We start from the raw sequence: 17,539 nt of genomic DNA on the forward strand, positions 1-17,539 counted from the left end.
CGTCGCGGTGCTTTTTGCGTGGAATTTCCGGCGAGGACCTCAGCCCGGAACCTTCTTGAGCATCTCCAGGCCGACCTTGCCGTCGGCGATCTCGCGCAGGGCGGTCACGCCCGGCTTGTTCTTGCTCTCGATCTTGGGCGCGTGGCCCTGGCTCAGCATGCGGGCGCGGTAGGTCGCGGCCAGCACCAGCTGGAACCGGTTCGGGATCTTCTCGAGGCAGTCTTCGACGGTGATACGGGCCATGGATTACTCGCGGTCGGGGAGTCAGGGGATGTGGAGGGCCTTGAAGGTCTCGGCCCGGGCGCGGCGCTGGGCGGAATACTTCAGCCGCTGGGCGTGCACGATCGCCTTGAGATCGAACAGCGCCCTCTCGAACAGTTCGTTGATTATAACGAAGTCGAACTCCGGAGCCTTGGATAGCTCCTCCCGGGCATTGCGCAGGCGCAGCTCGATCACCTCGGGCGCATCCTCGCCGCGGCGCTCCAGCCGCGAGCGCAACTCTTCCCAGCTGGGCGGCAGGATGAACACCAGCACGGCGTTGGTGAAGATGCGCTTGATCTGCAGCGCGCCCTGGTAGTCGATCTCCAGGATCACGTCGGCGCCGCGAGCGATGCGGTCCTCGATCATCTTCTTGGACGTGCCGTAGCGCTTCTTGTGCACGTTGGCCCACTCGACGAAGGCGTCGGCCAGCACCATCTGGTCGAATTCGGTGTCCGAGACGAAGAAGTACTCGCGCCCGTGCTTTTCCTGGCCGCGCGGCGCGCGGGTGGTGTGCGACACCGACGGCTGCACCTGCGAGTCGAGTTCCAGCAGGGCCTTCACGAGGCTGGACTTGCCTGCCCCGCTGGGCGCGGCCACCACGAACAGGTTTCCGGGGTAATCCATCAGTCGGTTCTCTGGTGCGTCAGCCGGCCTGTGCCGGGCCACCCCAAGCGGGCTGGCCCGCTCGGGGGGCAGCAACCCACACGGGGCGGGGGAGCGTGGGGGCGTCGTGTCATTCGATGTTCTGCACCTGCTCGCGCATCTGCTCGATCAGGACCTTCATGTCCACCGAGATGCGGGTCAGCTCCAGCGCGGCCGACTTCGATCCCAGGGTGTTGGCCTCGCGGTGCAGTTCCTGGATCAGGAAGTCCAGCCGCTTGCCGACCTCGCCGCCCTTGCGCAGCAGGCGCTCGATCTCGTCCAGGTGTGCGGCCAGCCGCGTCAGCTCCTCGGCCACGTCGATGCGGATCGCGAAGGCGGTCGCCTCGGTCAGCGCGCGGTCCTGGGCAGCCTCGGGCGACGTGCCGCCTTCGGCCAAGCCCATGGCCTCCTTCCAGCGTTCGAGGAACCGGGCCCGTTGCTGTTCGACCACCTTCGGCACCAGCGGCCGGGCCTGCTGCGCCAGCTCCCGCAGTTGCTGCAGGTGCCCGAGCAGCATCGTGGCCAGCCGCTCGCCTTCGCGTTCGCGGGCCCCCAGCAGGTCCGTCAGCACCTTGGACGCCAGGGCCTGCAGGGGCTCCGACAGGTCGCCGGGGGCGGCCTCGTCGCTCGTGCCCAGGCGAAGGATCTCCGCGACGGTCAGCGGCGACGCATCCGGCAGCCAGCCGCGCACGGTGTCCTGCAGGGAGGACAGGCGCTGCAGCATGCGGGGCGAGGGGTCGCGCATCGCCTCCGATTGCGTCGACTCGAGCCCGGCGCGCAGTTCGACCTTGCCGCGCTTGAGCCGCCCCTGCAGCAGTTCGCGCAGGGCGGGCTCGTGCTGGCGCAGTTCCTCGGGCAGGCGGAACGACAGGTCGAGGAAGCGGCTGTTGACCGAGCGGATCTCGAGACCGAGGCGTCCAGACGACACACCCCTGGAATCCTGACCGGGCGCGGCTTGCGCCAGGCTGTGCTGGGCGCTCGCGTAGCCGGTCATGCTGTAAACTGGCATCGACTCTTGGGGGTGTTGAGGGATTGCGAGGATAAACGGGGCGCCTGCGGCGACCTAAAGTCTGAAATTATGTCAAAGGTCAAGCCCGCACCCTTGCCCCCGGACACCGTCATCGGCGGTTACCGCGTGGTCCGCAAGCTTTCAGCCGGCGGCTTTGGCGTCGTGTACCTCGCGGTCGACAACGAAGGCCAGCAGGTCGCGATCAAGGAATATCTGCCCGCCTCGCTCGCCGGCCGGGCGCCGGGCGAGCTCCTGCCCCAGGTCCAGCCCGAGAAGCTCTCGCTCTACCGGCTCGGCCTCAAGAGCTTCTTCGAGGAGGGCCGCTCCCTCGCGCAGATCTCGCACGCCTCGGTCGTGAGTGTGCTCAACTTCTTCCGCGAGAACGAGACCGTCTACATGGTGATGAACTACCTGGAGGGCGCGACCCTGCAGGACTTCATCATCACCGCGCGCGAGCTGAAGAAGCAGAAGGTGTTCCGCGAGTCCACCATCCGCTCGCTGTTCGACGAGATCCTGCGCGGCCTGCGCATCGTGCACCAGCACAAGATGCTGCACCTGGACATCAAGCCGGCCAACATCTTCATCACCGACGACAACAAGGCGGTGATGATCGACTTCGGCGCCGCCCGCGAAGTGCTGTCCAAGGAAGGCAACTTCATCCGCCCGATGTACACGCCCGGCTTCGCCGCGCCCGAGATGTACCGGCGCGACTCGTCGATGGGCCCCTGGACCGACATCTACGCCATCGGCGCCTGCATCTACGCCTGCATGCAGGGCTATCCGCCCAACGACGCGCCCCAGCGCCTGGAGAAGGACCGGCTGGCGCTGGCCCTCTCGCGCTTGCGCGGCGTCTATTCCGACAACCTGATCGAGGTGGTCGAGTGGTGCATGTCGCTCGACCCGCTGTCGCGCCCCCAGTCGGTGTTCGCGCTGCAGAAGGAGCTCAGCCGGGAAGGCGAGCGCCGCTACACCAAGCTGACCGTGGGCGAGAAGATGCGCCTGCAGTTCGACAACATGGTGTCGGACACCCGCCGCAAGGCACCCGCCACCGGCGCGAAGCTCAAGTGAGCACGCGCGCGGCGGCGGCCGTTCTCACGATCGCCCGCCGCCGGCGGGCTGCCCGCCACGCAGCGGTGGCGACCTGGCGCGGAGGTGCCGCATGAAGTTTTCCGTCTTCCAGATCAGCCGGCGCGGCGGGCGCGAGAAGAACGAGGACCGGATGGGGTACTGCTACACGCGGGAATCCGGGCTCTTCGTGCTGGCCGACGGCATGGGTGGCCATCCCGAAGGGGAGGTCGCCGCCCAGCTGGCGCTGCAGACCATCTCTGCGCTGTACCAGAAGGAAGCCCGGCCGCAGGTGCGCGACCCCGCCGAATTCCTCTCGATCGCACTGATGGCGGCGCACCACCAGATCATCCGCTACGCCGGCGAGAAGGGCATGCTCGACACGCCACGCACGACGCTGGTGGCCGTGATCCTGCAGGGCACGTCGGCCACCTGGGTCCACTGCGGCGATTCCCGGCTGTACGTCGTGCGCGAGGGCGAGCTGCTCACCCGCACCCGCGACCACTCCTACATCGAGCAGCAGGGCTCGTCGGTCGTGCGCATGGAGCGGATCAACCGCAACATCCTGTTCACCTGCCTGGGCTCGCCCACCAAGCCGGTGTTCGACGTCACCGGTCCCGTCACCCTGCAGCAGGGCGACAAGCTGCTCCTGTGCTCGGACGGCCTGTGGAGCTCCATCCCCGACGAGGACATCGTCTACCAGCTCGGCTCCAAGATCGTCTCCGAAGCCGCGCCTGACCTGGTCGAGATGGCGCTGCGCACCGGTGGGCCGACCGGCGACAACGTCACCGTGATCGCGCTGGAGTGGGAAACGCCCGACGTGTTCGAGTCCACCCACGGGGTCTCCACCGACAGCATCTCCGACGGGGTGTTCGCGTCCACCATCCAGGCCGGCGTGCTCGACACGATGATCGATGACCTCGACGACGCCGCCATCGAGCGCTCGATCGCCGAGATCAACGAGGCCATCAAGCGCTCCGCGGCGCGCAAGGGCTGAGCGCTTCGCGCCGGCCGGGGCCGCCCTGCCGCGGGTCCTTAAGATCGGCCCCATGACGACGTTCCTTCGCAGCGGCGCGCGCGCCGCCGACCAGCTCCGCCCCGTGCGCATCACGCGCGGCTTCACCATCCATGCCGAGGGCTCCGTGCTGATCGAGTTCGGCCAGACCCGGGTGCTGTGCACCGCCTCGGTCGAGGAGAAGGTGCCGCCGCACAAGCGCGGCAGGGGCGAGGGATGGGTCACGGCCGAGTACGGCATGCTGCCGCGCGCCACCCACACCCGCGGCGACCGCGAAGCCGCGCGCGGCAAGCAGAGCGGCCGCACCCAGGAGATCCAGCGCCTGATCGGCCGCTCGCTGCGGGCGGTGTTCGACCTCAAGGCGCTGGGCGAGCGCACCATCCAGCTCGATTGCGACGTGCTGCAAGCCGACGGCGGCACGCGCACCGCCGCCATCACGGGGGCCTACGTGGCCGCGCAGGATGCGGTGCGCAAGCTCCTGGCCGCCGGCAAGCTGGCCGCCTCGCCGATCACCGGCCCGGTGGCGGCGGTCTCGGTGGGCATCGTCGACGGCACGCCGCTGCTCGACCTGGAGTACGTGGAGGACGTCGCCTGCGACACCGACATGAACGTGGTCATGACCGGCGCCGGCCACTACGTGGAGGTGCAGGGCACGGCCGAGGGCGTGGCGTTCACCCGCGCCGAGATGGACGAACTGCTGCGCCTGGCCGAGAAGGGCATTGCCGAACTCGTTCAACTGCAGCAGAAGGCCCTGGCCGCCTGAGCCCACCCGGGCCGCGGCGGGCGGGCGCAGCGGGGCGCGGGCACAATCCGCGACCCATGTCCTCCCGCATCGTCCTCGCCTCCAACAACCGCGGCAAGCTGGCCGAACTGCAGGCCATGCTGGCGCCCCTCGGCCTGGAGCTGGTCCGCCAGGGCGACCTCGGCATCCCGGAAGCCGAGGAGCCGTTCCGCACCTTCCTGGAGAACGCGCTGGCCAAGGCGCGCCACGCCGCCCAGCACAGCGGCCTGCCGGCGCTGGCCGACGATGCAGGCCTGTGCGTCGATGCGTTCGGCGGCCAGCCGGGCGTGGACACCGCCTACTACGCCACGCGGTTCGGCTACGACAAGGGCGACGACAACAACGTGAAGGCCCTGCTCGAGCAGATGCGGGGTGTCGACAACCGCCGGGCGGCGCTGGTCAGCACGTTGGTCGCGGTGCGCTCGCCGCAGGATCCGGAGCCCCTGGTGGCCGTGGGCCGCGCCGCCGGCGAGATCGCCCGCGAACCGCTCGGCGCCAACGGCTTCGGCTTCGATCCCGTCATGTTCATCCCGGCCTTCGGCAAGACCTTCGCGCAACTGCCGCCCGAGGTGAAGAACGCGAACAGCCACCGCGGCCAGGCCGCGCGCCAGATGGTGCAGCTGATCCGGGAGCGCTGGCTGTGAGCACCCTGCGCGATCCGGCCCACTACATGCGTCCGGGCCTGCTGCAACTGCCGGCGATGCCGCCGCTGTCGTTGTACGTGCACCTGCCGTGGTGCCTGCGCAAGTGCCCCTATTGCGACTTCAACTCGCACGAGGCGCAGCCCGGCGCGCTGCCCGAGCAGCGCTACCTCGATGCGCTGATGGCCGACCTGGAAGCCGCCCTTCCCCTGGTGTGGGGGCGCGTCGTGCACAGCGTCTTCATCGGCGGCGGCACGCCCAGCCTGTTCTCGCCGGCAGCCATCGCGCGCCTGGTGGGCGACCTGCGTGCGCGCCTGCGCCTGGAGCCCGATTGCGAGATCACGCTCGAGGCCAACCCCGGCACCTTCGAGAAGGACCGGTTCCGCGGGTACCGCGACGCCGGCATCACGCGGTTGTCGATCGGGGTCCAGAGCTTCCACGACGGGCACCTGAAGGCCCTGGGGCGCGTGCACAACCGCGCGCAGGCGATCGCCGCCGCGGAGGAAGCTGCCCTGGCGTTCGACACCTTCAACCTGGACCTGATGTACGCGTTGCCGGGCCAGGACCTGGCCCTGCTGGAAGAGGACCTCGTGCAGGCACTGGCGCTGATGCCGCCGCACCTGTCGGTCTACCACCTGACGATCGAGCCGAACACGGTGTTCGCCAAGTTCCCGCCGACGGTGCCGGAAGACGACCTCGCGTACGCCATGCTCGACCGCATCACCGAAATGACTGGCGCGGCCGGGCTGGACCGCTACGAGGTCTCCGCCTATGCCAAGCCGGGGCATGCCTGCCGCCACAACCTGAATTACTGGCAATTCGGGGACTACCTCGGCATCGGCGCCGGGGCGCACAGCAAGCTGAGCTTTGCGCACCGCGTGGTGCGGCAGATCCGCTACCGGGAGCCTCGGCTCTACATGGACAACGCGCTGGCCGGCCAGGCCGTCGCGCAGGACGAGGAGGTGGCGCGCGCGCAGCTGCCGTTCGAGTTCATGCTGAACGCGCTGCGGCTGCGACAGGGGTTTACGCTGCAGTCGTTCTTCGAGCGCACGGGCCTGCCGCTCTCGGCCATCGAGCCGCAGCTGGCAGAGGCCGAGCGCCGCGGCTTGCTGGTGCGCGAGGCCGGCTGGGTGCGGCCGACCGAACGGGGTTTCGATTTCCTGAGCGACCTGCAGGAGCTGTTCCTGCCGCAGTGAGCCGCGGAATGTCGTGCGGGTGGCGCGACTGTCGGGGCAGGCAGGTGGCGGAAGGCGTGGGATTCGAACCCACGGAGGACTTGCGTCCTCGCCGGTTTTCAAGACCGGTGCCTTCAACCGCTCGGCCAGCCTTCCAGTGCTGGATAGTGTAGTGCCGGGGACACGCCGTTTCGGCGACATCCCCCGGAGCAATGCCTCGCGACGAGGCCGGGGTGGCGTCACGGGCGCGCGGCGCGCCGCCTATGCGCCTTTGCGCGATCAGCAGTTGGTGGAGGAGCTGGAGGACCCGCCCGAGCCCGCGGTGCGGCTGGACGAGCCGCCGGAGCTCGCGCCCGCGCCGCCACCCGAGCCGCCGGCCGCCGTCGAGCTGCCGCCCGAGCTGCCCCCGGAGCTGCCGCCGGAGCTGCCGCCCGAGCCACCCGAGGCCGACGAGGAGCCGCCCGAGCCGCTGCTCTTGCCGCCGGAACTCGCGCTGCTGCCGCCCTTCATGCACGGATTCGAGCTCGAGCTGCCCGTGCCCGAAGCGCCCATCGAGCTGCCCGAGCCGCTGGAGCCGCCGGAGGCGCCGGAGCTGCCCGAGCCGCTGGAGCCGCCGGATGCGCCCATCGAGCTGCCGGAGCTGCCCGAGCCACCGGAGGCGCCGGAACTGCCCGAGCCCGAGCTGCCCGAGCCGCCGGAAGCGCCCATCGAGCTGGAACCAGCGCCGCCGGAGCTGCCCGAGGCCCCCGAGCTGCCCGACGATTGGGCGAACGTGAGCGGCGCCGCGCACAGGGCCACGGTGGCCACCAGCGTGCCCACTTTGTTGGTGATGCTTGTCATGTCAGAAGTCCTTTGGATGGATGAGAAAAACAGGTTGTGGAACCCAAGCGCGGCAGCGTCGGGGAAAGGACGCCGCACGTGCCGGGGCTGCTGCTGGGCACCTTGCGAAGCTCCACGCCTCCTCGCTGCGCCTTCGAGTTGTGCAAGCCGAAAGGCAACCGGTGTGCCCGGCCTCCACCGCCGCGGCGATCCCGAGGGCCGTGCGCGTCTGCTGGCCATGGCCGGCGTGCAGCGTGCAGCGCGGCAGGGACCCCCGCGGCTGCTCGTCGTCAGGTTTGTCTGATTGCCAGGGCGCCGCAACGGCGCGAGCATCGAGGGCTGACCACAAGAGGCGGGCTCCTTCGGTGTCGGCGCATCCCGCGCCGGCCGGCGCGGCGCGCCCATCCAACAGCACGATGCGCAACTCCGCTCCCGACCTCACCCTGCTCGTCCGCAACCTCGTTCGCTATGCCGGCCGCCACCCGCAAGGGTTCGAAGCCAGCGTCCTGCAGGACGGCAGCATCCGGGTGCTGGGGCCTTTCGGCGCGGTCTTCTATCCCGCCGAAGCCTGGACGAGCCGGTTCATGCGCCACCTGCACAAGGGGTACTTCGAGGCCGCGGTCGTGGCGCGCCGCGTGGCGCAGGCCGCCTAGGGCCGGCGAGCCGGGCGATCAGCCGGCAGCCAGCAGTCCCTTGCGTTCGATGAACGCGACCACCTCCTGCACGCCCGAGAGCGTCTTGAGGTTGGTCATCACGTAGGGCTTGCCCCGGCGCATCCGCTGCGTGTCCGCTTCCATCACCGACAGGTCGGCGCCCACGTGGGGCGCCAGGTCCGTCTTGTTGATCACGAACAGGTCGCTCTTGGTGATGCCGGGGCCGCCCTTGCGCGGGATCTTCTCGCCCGCGGCCACGTCGATCACGTAGACCGTCAGGTCGCTCAGCTCCGGGCTGAAGGTGGCGGCCAGGTTGTCGCCGCCGCTCTCGACGAACACGATGTCGGCATCGGGGAAGTCGCCCAGCATGCGGTCGATGGCCTCGAGGTTGATCGAGGCGTCCTCGCGGATCGCGGTGTGCGGGCAGCCGCCCGTCTCGACCCCGAGGATGCGTTCGGCCGGCAAGGCGCCGCTCACGGTGAGCAGGCGCTGGTCTTCCTTGGTGTAGATGTCGTTGGTGATGGCCACCAGGTCCCAGCGCTCGCGCATGGCCTTGCACAGCATCTCGAGCAGGGTCGTCTTGCCCGAGCCGACCGGGCCGCCGATGCCCACCCGCAGCGGCGGCAGGGGCTTGGTGCGGCGGGGGATGTGGTGCAGGGCAGTGGAGGTCATGAGCGGAACAGGCGGGAGTACTGGATTTCGTGCTGCGACGACAGGATCGCGAGCATGGGAGCGAAGGCCTGGCGGTCGTCGTCGCCCAGCGCCGTGGCACGGTCGACGGCTGCCGGGATGGCGGCGGCCAGCCGCTGCAGGATGCGCTGCCCCGCGCCCTGGCCGAGCGGCACGGCCTTGATCGCCGCCTGTGCCATGTTCTCGGCCCAGCCGAACGCGAAGGCCAGCGCCACGTCGCGCGCCGGGGCCTCGATGGAGGCGGCCGCGTGCGCGAAGGCGACGGGATAGGTGTGCGGGGCGGCGGCCGCCTGGCCGCCGAGCGACCGTTCCCAGTCGCCCAACGAGCGGCCCATCTGCTCGGCCTGCAGGCGCAGCTCGCTGGTCTCGCGGGTGCGGCGGACCCAGGCATCGAGTTCGGCCACCCGGGGGGCGTCGCCGGCGCGCCATGCCAGCACGGCGCTCGCGACCACGGCCAGGTCCGATCCGGCCAGCGCGAGATGCAACTGCTCGTCCAGCCAGGCGGCGGCGGTCGCCTCGTCCACCACCAGGCCGGCCTCGACGGCGGCCTCCAGGCCCTCCGAGTACGAGAAGCCGCCCACCGGCAGGGCGGGCGAGGCCAGCCAGATCAGCCGCAGCAGCGCCGCGTCAGTGCGCAGGGCCGTGTCCGCCATGGCGCGTGGCATCGGCCGGCCCGCCGGGGCCGGCATCCTGGGGTCCCGGACCGTGATCGTGATCGTGATCGTGATCGTGATCGTGGGCATGCCCATGGCCGTGTCCGTGCGATCCCGCGGCATAGGCGCCGCCTTCGGGCTCGAACGGCTCCTGCACCTCGTGCACGATCAGGTGCATGCCGCGCAGCATGGCGGCCAGCACGTGGTCCGGCTCGATCTTCAGGTGCGTCGATTGCAGTTCGATGGCGACGTGTCGGTTGCCCAGGTGATAGGCGGCGCGCATCAGGTCGAACGGCGTGCCGTGCTCGCTGCAGTGCGTGATGCGCAGCACCGGCTGCGGCGCCGCCACCACGCGCACCAGCGAGCCGTCCTCGGCCACCAGCACGTCGCCGCCGCGCACCACGCTGCCGCGCGGCAGGAACACGCCCAGCGTGCGGCCGAGCGAGTCGGTGGCCTCGAAGCGGCTCTTCTGGCGCACGTCCCAGTCCAGCTCGACGCTGCCGGCCCGCTTCAGGAGAACGGGTGCCAGGCCTTGCCCGGCGGGCAGGCATTTGGAGACGGTCAGCATGGTGCTAGAACAGGAAGTAGCGTTGCGCCATCGGCAGCACGCTGGCCGGCTCGCAGGTGAGCAGCTGGCCATCGGCCCGCACCGCGTAGGTCTGCGGGTCGATCTCCATGACCGGCAGGTAGCCGTTGTGGACCAGGTCCTGCTTGCGCACCTGGCGGATGCTGCGCACCGCCGCCAGCGTCTTGGCCAGGCCGTAGCGGCGCCCCACGTCGGCATCCAGCGCGGCCTGCGACACGAAGGTGAGCGATCCCTTGCCGACCGCCCCGCCGAAGGCGCCGAACATCGGCCGGTAGTGCACCGGCTGCGGCGTCGGGATCGACGCATTGGGATCGCCCATGGCGGCCATGGCGATGCTGCCGCCCTTGAGGATCAGCGACGGCTTGATGCCGAAGAAGGCCGGCTTCCAGAGCACGAGGTCGGCCCATTTGCCCGGCTCGATGCTGCCCACCTCGTGGCTGATGCCGTGCGCGATGGCCGGGTTGATCGTGTACTTGGCCACGTAGCGCCGGGCGCGGAAGTTGTCGTTGCGCGGCGTGTCGGCCGGCAGCTTGCCGCGCTGCAGCTTCATCTTGTGCGCCGTCTGCCAGGTGCGCAGGATCACCTCGCCGACGCGCCCCATGGCCTGCGAGTCGCTGGACATCATGCTGATGGCGCCCAGGTCGTGCAGGATGTCCTCGGCCGCAATGGTTTCCTTGCGGATGCGGCTCTCGGCGAAGGCGAGGTCCTCGGCGATGGCCGGGTCCAGGTGGTGGCACACCATGAGCATGTCGACGTGCTCGTCGAGCGTGTTCACGGTGTAGGGCATCGTCGGGTTGGTCGAGGACGGCAGGAAGTTCGCCTGCCCGACGACCCGCAGGATGTCGGGCGCGTGGCCGCCCCCCGCGCCCTCGGTGTGGAAGGCGCAGATCGAGCGGCCGCGGGTGGCGGCCATGGTGTTCTCGACGAAGCCCGACTCGTTGAGCGTGTCGCTGTGGATCGCCACCTGGGTGTCGGTGGCGTCGGCCACGTCCAGGCAGGTGTCGATGGCGCTCGGGGTGGTGCCCCAGTCCTCGTGCAGCTTCAGCCCGATCGCACCGGCCTCGATCTGCTCGTGCAGCGGCGCATGCAGGCTGGCGTTGCCCTTGCCCAGGAAACCCAGGTTCATCGGGAACGCGTCGGCTGCCTGCAGCATGCGTTGCATGTTCCACGGTCCCGGCGTGCAGGTGGTCGCGAAGGTGCCGGTGGCCGGGCCCGTGCCGCCGCCCAGCATGGTGGTGATGCCCGAGGCCAGCGCCTCCTCGATCTGCTGCGGGCAGATGAAGTGGATGTGGCTGTCGATGCCACCGGCCGTGACGATGGCGCCCTCGGCGCTGATGATCTCGGTGCCCGGGCCGATGACGATGTCGACGCCGGGCTGGGTGTCGGGATTGCCGGCCTTGCCGATGGCCGCGATGCGGCCGTCCTTCAGGCCGATGTCGGCCTTGACGATGCCCCAGTGGTCGAGGATGAGCGCATTGGTCAGCACGCAGTCCATGGCGCCCTGCGCGCGCGTGCGCTGGCTCTGTGCCATGCCGTCGCGGATGGTCTTGCCGCCGCCGAACTTCACTTCCTCGCCATAGCCGCCCGCGCGCAGGGTGTAGTCGTCCTCGACCTCGATCACCAGGTCGGTGTCGGCCAGGCGCACCCGGTCGCCGGTGGTGGGACCGAACATCTCGGCGTAGGCACGCCGCCCGATGGTGGCCATCTACACGCCCTCCCGCGGGATCCGGTTGAGGGCCTGGACAGTGCGCTGGCTCATAGGGCTCCTTGGACCTGGGCTTGGAAGCCGTAGACCATGCGGCTTCCCGCGTAGTCGACCAGTTCCACCGTGCGTTGCTGGCCCGGCTCGAACCTCACGGCGGTGCCGGACGCGATGTTCAGCCGCATGCCGCGGGCGGCGGCGCGGTCGAAGTCGAGCGCGGCGTTGGTTTCCGCGAAGTGGTAGTGCGAGCCGACCTGGATCGGCCGGTCGGCGGTGTTGCGCACCACCAGCGTGGCCGTGCGCCGGCCGGGGTTGAGCGCGTGCGCGCCGTCGTCGGTGAACAGTTCGCCGGGGACCATGGCCATCGGATCAGCCCAGCCCGAGCAGCAGCGTGGCACCCAGCAGCGCGACCGACGCGCCCGAGACCCGGGGCAGCCAGCGGTGGCGGGCCAGCAGCAGGCGTCCGATCCCGATGCCCGCCGCATGCAGCGCGGCGGTCGCCAGCAGCATGCCGGCAAGCGCGGCCGCGCCGCCGCCCAGTTCCACGCCGTGCGCGGCACCGTGGAAGAAGGCGAACGCGCCTGCCACCGCCGCGGCCAGCAGCGCCGGGACGCGGTGCACCGTGGCGAGCAGCAGGCCGACCACCAGCAGCGAGGCGGCGATCATGGGTTCGATGCCCGGCACCGCGAGCGCGGCGGCGCCCGCGAGCGCGCCGCAGGCCAGGAGGGCGACGAAGGCCAGCGGCGCCGCCCAGACCCGGCGCACCGCGATCGCGCTCCAGGCGCCGACCGCGACCATGGCCACCAGATGGTCGGCGCCGGTGAACGGGTGCAGCCACCCCGCCAGGAAGCCGGCGTGGGCGTGGGGCTGGGCACCGGTGTGGGCCAGCGCGAGCGGAGACGCCAGCAGCGCGGCGGCAAGGAGCAGGATGCGACGGGCGGGGGTCATGCGCGGTCTCCGGAGTGGGTTGTCAGACGATGGGTTGGTGGACGGTCACGAGCTTGGTGCCGTCGGGGAAGGTGGCCTCGACCTGGATGTCCGGGATCATGTCCGGCACGCCGTCCATGACGTCGGCCCGGGTGAGGATGGAGCGGCCCTCGCTCATGAGCTGGGCGACGGTGCGGCCGTCGCGCGCGCCCTCCATCACCGCGGCGGAGATCAGGGCCACGGCCTCCGGATAGTTCAGCTTCAGGCCGCGCGCCTTGCGCCGTTCCGCCAGCAGGGCGGCGGTGAAGATCAGCAGCTTGTCTTTCTCGCGGGGGGTGAGTTCCATTCCGGTGCGCGCAGGGAGTGTCCGTCCATCCTAGTGCAAGGGTTGTGCCGGGCCGTGGCAGCTCGGCACGGAACCTGCACGACCGGCGTGTGCACGAGGTCATTCCCATCCTGCCGGCCGACGCGCCGCAACGCGTGGTCAAGGTGCGCCGCGATTACAACAGCTGGGTGGCGCGCGAGACCATGGAGGACTACGCGCTGCGCTACGCGCCGCAGCGCTTCCGGCGCTGGTCCACGCTGCGGGTCGCCAACACCGCGTTCGGCGCGGCCTCGTTCCTGATCCTGGAGGCGGTCGGGGCCACGCTGCTGGTGCAGTACGGCTTCCTCAATGCCTTCTGGGCGATCGTCACCACCGGCGTGATCATCTTCCTGGCCGGCCTGCCGATCAGCATCTACGCGGCGCGGCACGGCGTCGACATGGACCTGCTGACCCGCGCGGCCGGCTTCGGCTACATCGGCTCCACGGTCACCTCGCTGATCTACGCCTCGTTCACCTTCATCTTCTTCGCGCTGGAGGCCGCCGTGATGGCCTATGCGCTGGAGCTGGCGCTGGGCATCCCGCCCCGTTGGGGCTACCTGGTCTGCGCGCTGGTCGTCATCCCGCTGGTCACGCATGGCGTCTCGGCCATCAGCCGGCTGCAGGTGTGGACGCAGCCGCTCTGGCTGGTGATGCTCGTGGTGCCTTTCGCCTTCGTGCTCGCGCGCGATCCTGGTGCCTTTTCGGCGGTTTCGCACTACATCGGGGAAAAAAGCGGCACGGCGGGGTTCCAGCTGCACAGCTTTGGTGCCGCCCTCACCGTGGGCATCGCGCTGATCACGCAGATGGGCGAGCAGGCGGACTACCTGCGCTTCATGCCCCAGCGCACCGAGGGCAATCGGGTGCGCTGGTGGCTCGGCGTGCTGGCCGGCGGCCCCGGCTGGGTGGTGCTGGGCGTGCTCAAGATGCTGGGTGGCGCCCTGCTCGCCGCACTGGCGATCAGCCACATGGTGCCGGCCGATCGCGCCGTCGATCCGAACCAGATGTACCTGGCGGCCTACGAGTACGTGTTCCCGCGCTATGGCTGGGCGGTGGCCGCCACCGCGCTGTTCGTGGTGGTGTCGCAGCTGAAGATCAACGTCACCAATGCCTACGCCGGGTCGCTGGCCTGGTCGAACTTCTTCTCGCGCGTGACCCACAGCCACCCCGGGCGGGTGGTGTGGGTCGTGTTCAACACGCTGATCGCCTTCATGCTGATGGAGATGAACGTGTTCCAGGCGCTGGGCGACGTGCTGGGCCTGTACTCCAACATCGCCATCGCCTGGATCATGGCGGTGGTGGCGGACCTGGTGGTCAACAAGCCGCTCGGGCTGTCGCCGCGCGGCATCGAGTTCAAGCGGGCCTACCTGTACGACATCAACCCGGTCGGGGTGGGCGCGATGGCGCTCGCGTCGGCCACGTCGGTGGCGGCGTGGCTGGGCGCGTTCGGACCGGTGGCGCAGGCCTTCTCCGCCCTGATCGCGATGGGCGTCGCCTTCGTGGCCTCGCCGGCCATCGCCTGGGCCACGGGCGGCCGCTACTACCTCGCCCGGCCGCAGGAGCCTGCGGCCGACCCGGCGGCGCTGCACCGCTGCGTGGTGTGCGAGCGCCAGTACGAGGCGCCCGACATGGCGCAGTGCCCCGCCTACCAGGGCCGCATCTGTTCGCTGTGCTGCACGCTCGACGCACGCTGCGGCGACGCCTGCAAGCCGCGCGCGCGGCTGGCCTGGCAATGGTCGGCCACGCTGCGCACGCTCCTGCCGCAGCGCATCTGGCCGTACCTGGACACCGGGCTCGCGCACTTCCTGCTGCTGATGCTGGTGATCGTGCCGCTGCTCGCGTCGGTGTTCGCGCTGCTGTACCACCAGGAGCTGCGTGCGTTGGAGGCGCTGGCCGCCGGGGTCGCCACGGCTGCGCGCCAGTCGCTGTCGGCCGGTTTCCTGAAGGCGTACGTCGCCCTGCTGGTGATCGCGGGCATCGTGGCGTGGTGGCTGGTGCTCGCGCACAAGAGCCGCCAGGTCGCCCAGGAGGAGTCCAACCGCCAGACGCACCTGCTGATGCGGGAGATCGAATCGCACCGGCAGACCGACGAGGCGCTGCAGCAGGCCAAGCGGGTGGCCGACGAGGCCCGGCGTGCCGCCGAACAGGCCAACCAGGCCAAGAGCCGCTACATCGGCGCGATCAGCCACGAGCTGCGCACGCCGCTCAACAGCATCCTCGGCTACGCCCAGCTGATGGGCGAGGACCCGAACCTGCCGCTGCACCGCCGGCAGGCCGTCACCGTCATCCGCCGCGGTGGCGAGCACCTGCTGTCGCTGATCGAGGGCACGCTGGACATCGCCCGCATCGAGGCGGGCAAGCTGCGCCTGGACGTCGGGCCGATGCAGTTCGCCGACAGCGTGCACGAGATGGCCGGCCTGTTCGAGCTGCAGGCCGCCGCCAAGGGGCTGGCGTTCCGCTTCGACGTGGAGGGCACCATTCCGGAGACGGTGCGGGCCGACGAGAAGCGGGTGCGCCAGATCCTGATCAACCTGCTGGGCAATGCGGTCAAGTTCACCACCGAGGGCCAGGTCACGCTGCGGGTGCGGCATGCGCGCGAGATGGCGGACATCGAGGTGGCCGACACCGGCCCCGGTCTGTCGGCCGCCGAGATCGCACGGGTGTTCGAGCCGTTCGCCCGGGGCGAGGGTGCCGGCCGCTCGGCGCCGGGCGCCGGCCTGGGCCTGACCATCGCCAAGATGCTGACCGACCTGATGGGCGGCGAGCTCACCGTCCAGAGCCAGCCGGGCCGCGGGGCGGTGTTCCTGGTGCGGCTGTTCCTGCCGCAGGTGCATGGCCCGCGCCGCGTGGTCAGCGCCGCCGCCCGGCCGGCCGGCTACGAGGGCCCGCGGCGCCGCGTGCTGGTGGTCGACAACGAGGAACCGGACCGTGAGCTGCTGGTGCAGTTGCTCGAACCGCTGGGGTTCGAGCTGCGCACCGCGGCCAGCGGCCATGACGCGCTGGACCTGCTGGCGGCCGGACTGGATCCCGATGCCATCCTGATGGACCTGGCCATGCCGGGCATCGACGGCTGGGAGACGCTGCGCCGCGCGCGCCAGCTCGGGCCGCTGCGGGCCCGGGTGGCGATCGTCTCGGCCAACGCGTTCGACAAGGGCCTGGACAACGATGTCGGCGTCCCGGCCGAGGACTTCATCGTCAAGCCCGTGCGCCACCCCGAGCTGCTCGGCTGGCTGCAGCGGGCGCTCGGGCTGCGCTGGCTGGAAGCCGCCGCGCCGGCCGTGCTGCCGCCGGCGTCTGCGGCCGCTTCCGGGCCGCTGCCCGACGCGGAGTCCCTGCAGGCGCTCGCACAGCTGGTGCACCTGGGCTACCCGCGCGGGGTGCTGAACAAGCTGGACCAGATCGCGGCGTCGCAGCCCGAGGCGGCGGCGTTCTGCCAGGGCCTGCGGGCGCTGGCGCGCGCCTTCGAGTTCGACGCACTGGCCCGCCGGCTGGCGGAAGCGGGCGTGTCCGCCGCGGAGACCGGGAAATGAGCGCCAGCGTCGAGCAGGCCCTGGACCGCTCCAACAGCGAGGTCGTCCTGATCGTGGACGATGTCCCGGACAACCTGGCGGTGCTGCACGATGCGCTCGACGAGTCGGGCTACACGGTGCTGGTCGCCACCAGCGGTGGCGCCGCCCTGGCCCGTGCGGCGCAGGCAGTGCCCGACATCGTCCTGCTCGACGCGATGATGCCGGGGATGGACGGCTTCGAGGTGGCCCGTCGCCTCAAGGCCGAGCCCCGCACGGCGCACATCCCGATCATCTTCATGACGGGGCTGACCGAGACCGAGCACCTGGTGGCGGCCCTGGAGGCCGGCGGCGTCGACTACGTCACCAAGCCGATCAAGCCCAAGGAGGTGCTGGCCCGCATGCACGTGCACATGCGTGGAGCCCGGCAGGCGCGCCAGACACGCAACGCACTCGACGCCTTCGGCTACGCCAGCATCGCGGTGCGCGCCGCGGATGGCCGCCTGCTCTGGCAGACCCCGCTCGCGCGCGACCTGCTCGCCACCTACTGCGGCATCGCCCCCGCGCCGGCGCAGCCCCAGGCGCCGCAGCCCGTGGTCGAGTGGCTGCGGCGGCACCTGCGCGACGCCATGCAGCAGATCGAGCCGCCGCGGCTGACGATCGAGCAGGGCGCCCGGCGCCTGAGCTTCCGCCTGCACCAGCAGATCGGCCAGGACGAGGAGGGCGGCGAGTGGCTGATCGTGATGCGCGAGGTGTCGGACGCCGGCGTCATCGAGGCCATGAGCCTGTCGTTCAAGCTCACCGCGCGCGAGGCCGAGGTGCTCTACTGGGTGGTGAAGGGCAAGATCAACCGCGACATCGCCGACATCGTGGGGTCGAGTCCGGCCACCGTGAAGAAGCACCTGGAGCGGATCTTCGCGAAGCTGGGCGTGGAGACGCGCACCGCGGCCGCCGGGATGGCGATGAACCGGATCCGGCAGCTGCAGCCCGGGTTCGGGGAGTAGGCCGGCGCGGCGGCCGGCCGCCGCGACACACGCCGCGGGCAGCGGCGCG

Annotated in this window: 19 protein-coding genes and 1 tRNA gene; 9 read left to right on the forward strand and 11 right to left on the reverse strand. The window is 70.6% G+C overall.

Annotation, left to right across the window (positions count from 1 at the left end):
* Positions 1-39 precede the first annotated feature (39 nt).
* The 3 genes from rpoZ to VFE82_RS16040 all read right to left on the reverse strand — a co-directional run bounded on the left by rpoZ (position 40) and on the right by VFE82_RS16040 (position 1,912).
* Positions 40-243: a DNA-directed RNA polymerase subunit omega gene (gene rpoZ / locus VFE82_RS16030; protein WP_061496933.1), complete on the reverse strand. Its 204-nt coding sequence runs from the start codon at positions 241-243 to the stop codon at positions 40-42.
* A gap of 21 nt (positions 244-264) precedes the next feature.
* Positions 265-885: a guanylate kinase gene (gmk, locus tag VFE82_RS16035; protein ID WP_325001316.1), complete on the reverse strand. Its 621-nt coding sequence runs from the start codon at positions 883-885 to the stop codon at positions 265-267.
* Between the two features lie 109 nt (positions 886-994).
* Entirely contained in the window at positions 995-1,912 is a 918-nt protein-coding gene (locus VFE82_RS16040) for a YicC/YloC family endoribonuclease (protein ID WP_325001317.1), read from the reverse strand.
* A 69-nt stretch (positions 1,913-1,981) separates the two neighbouring features.
* Here VFE82_RS16040 and VFE82_RS16045 point away from each other — a divergent pair, with 69 nt between their 5' ends.
* The 5 genes from VFE82_RS16045 to hemW all read left to right on the forward strand — a co-directional run bounded on the left by VFE82_RS16045 (position 1,982) and on the right by hemW (position 6,610).
* Entirely contained in the window at positions 1,982-2,980 is a 999-nt protein-coding gene (locus VFE82_RS16045) for a serine/threonine-protein kinase (protein WP_325001318.1), read from the forward strand.
* 91 nt (positions 2,981-3,071) lie between these two features.
* On the forward strand, positions 3,072-3,974 hold the full coding sequence (locus VFE82_RS16050; RefSeq protein ID WP_325001319.1) for a PP2C family serine/threonine-protein phosphatase: 903 nt from the start codon (positions 3,072-3,074) through the stop codon (positions 3,972-3,974).
* A gap of 52 nt (positions 3,975-4,026) precedes the next feature.
* On the forward strand, positions 4,027-4,755 hold the full coding sequence (gene rph, locus VFE82_RS16055) for a ribonuclease PH (RefSeq protein ID WP_325001320.1): 729 nt from the start codon (positions 4,027-4,029) through the stop codon (positions 4,753-4,755).
* A 56-nt stretch (positions 4,756-4,811) separates the two neighbouring features.
* On the forward strand, positions 4,812-5,417 hold the full coding sequence (rdgB, locus tag VFE82_RS16060; protein ID WP_325001321.1) for an RdgB/HAM1 family non-canonical purine NTP pyrophosphatase: 606 nt from the start codon (positions 4,812-4,814) through the stop codon (positions 5,415-5,417).
* Positions 5,418-5,443: 26 nt separating this feature from the next.
* Positions 5,444-6,610 (forward strand): radical SAM family heme chaperone HemW, encoded by a 1,167-nt coding sequence (hemW, locus tag VFE82_RS16065; RefSeq protein ID WP_325001505.1) that lies wholly within the window; start codon positions 5,444-5,446, stop codon positions 6,608-6,610.
* A 45-nt stretch (positions 6,611-6,655) separates the two neighbouring features.
* Here hemW and VFE82_RS16070 read toward each other — a convergent pair.
* Positions 6,656-6,745, reverse strand: a tRNA-Ser gene (locus VFE82_RS16070).
* A 115-nt stretch (positions 6,746-6,860) separates the two neighbouring features.
* On the opposite strand from VFE82_RS16070, the gene VFE82_RS16075 reads away from it, so the two are divergent.
* Both VFE82_RS16075 and VFE82_RS16080 read left to right on the forward strand, forming a co-directional pair.
* The gene (locus tag VFE82_RS16075; protein ID WP_325001322.1) at positions 6,861-7,712 is read left to right on the forward strand and encodes a hypothetical protein; all 852 of its coding nucleotides are present in this window, start codon (positions 6,861-6,863) and stop codon (positions 7,710-7,712) included.
* A gap of 112 nt (positions 7,713-7,824) precedes the next feature.
* Positions 7,825-8,061 carry a hypothetical protein gene (locus VFE82_RS16080; protein ID WP_325001323.1) on the forward strand — a complete coding sequence of 79 codons (237 nt, stop codon included), beginning with the start codon at positions 7,825-7,827 and terminating at the stop codon, positions 8,059-8,061.
* Between the two features lie 18 nt (positions 8,062-8,079).
* Here the strand turns inward: VFE82_RS16080 and ureG are convergent, their stop codons facing one another.
* Genes ureG through VFE82_RS16115 form a run of 7 tightly spaced genes read right to left on the reverse strand, consistent with a single transcriptional unit; the run spans position 8,080 to position 12,965 of the window.
* Positions 8,080-8,733, reverse strand: a complete 654-nt coding sequence (ureG, locus tag VFE82_RS16085) for an urease accessory protein UreG (RefSeq protein WP_325001324.1) — start codon at positions 8,731-8,733, stop codon at positions 8,080-8,082.
* Positions 8,730-9,404 carry an urease accessory protein UreF gene (locus VFE82_RS16090; RefSeq protein ID WP_325001325.1) on the reverse strand — a complete coding sequence of 225 codons (675 nt, stop codon included), beginning with the start codon at positions 9,402-9,404 and terminating at the stop codon, positions 8,730-8,732. Before VFE82_RS16090 ends, ureG begins: the two co-directional genes overlap by 4 nt.
* Positions 9,379-9,972 carry an urease accessory protein UreE gene (ureE, locus tag VFE82_RS16095; RefSeq protein WP_325001326.1) on the reverse strand — a complete coding sequence of 198 codons (594 nt, stop codon included), beginning with the start codon at positions 9,970-9,972 and terminating at the stop codon, positions 9,379-9,381. The genes VFE82_RS16090 and ureE overlap by 26 nt, the downstream gene beginning before the upstream one ends.
* A 4-nt stretch (positions 9,973-9,976) precedes the next feature.
* Positions 9,977-11,695 (reverse strand): urease subunit alpha, encoded by a 1,719-nt coding sequence (gene ureC, locus VFE82_RS16100; protein WP_325001327.1) that lies wholly within the window; start codon positions 11,693-11,695, stop codon positions 9,977-9,979.
* A 50-nt stretch (positions 11,696-11,745) separates the two neighbouring features.
* The gene (locus VFE82_RS16105) at positions 11,746-12,051 is read right to left on the reverse strand and encodes an urease subunit beta (RefSeq protein ID WP_325001506.1); all 306 of its coding nucleotides are present in this window, start codon (positions 12,049-12,051) and stop codon (positions 11,746-11,748) included.
* A 10-nt stretch (positions 12,052-12,061) separates the two neighbouring features.
* Positions 12,062-12,640, reverse strand: a complete 579-nt coding sequence (locus tag VFE82_RS16110; protein WP_325001328.1) for a HupE/UreJ family protein — start codon at positions 12,638-12,640, stop codon at positions 12,062-12,064.
* 22 nt (positions 12,641-12,662) lie between these two features.
* Entirely contained in the window at positions 12,663-12,965 is a 303-nt protein-coding gene (locus VFE82_RS16115; protein ID WP_325001329.1) for an urease subunit gamma, read from the reverse strand.
* A gap of 182 nt (positions 12,966-13,147) precedes the next feature.
* Between VFE82_RS16115 and VFE82_RS16120 the strand changes: the two genes are divergently transcribed.
* Both VFE82_RS16120 and VFE82_RS16125 read left to right on the forward strand, forming a co-directional pair.
* Positions 13,148-16,510: a hybrid sensor histidine kinase/response regulator gene (locus tag VFE82_RS16120; protein WP_325001507.1), complete on the forward strand. Its 3,363-nt coding sequence runs from the start codon at positions 13,148-13,150 to the stop codon at positions 16,508-16,510.
* Positions 16,507-17,490 carry a response regulator transcription factor gene (locus VFE82_RS16125; protein WP_325001330.1) on the forward strand — a complete coding sequence of 328 codons (984 nt, stop codon included), beginning with the start codon at positions 16,507-16,509 and terminating at the stop codon, positions 17,488-17,490. Before VFE82_RS16120 ends, VFE82_RS16125 begins: the two co-directional genes overlap by 4 nt.
* The last annotated feature ends 49 nt before the right edge of the window (positions 17,491-17,539 follow it).

Source organism: Ramlibacter sp. (assembly GCF_035655895.1).
In the GTDB taxonomy this organism is placed as follows: domain Bacteria; phylum Pseudomonadota; class Gammaproteobacteria; order Burkholderiales; family Burkholderiaceae_C; genus Ramlibacter.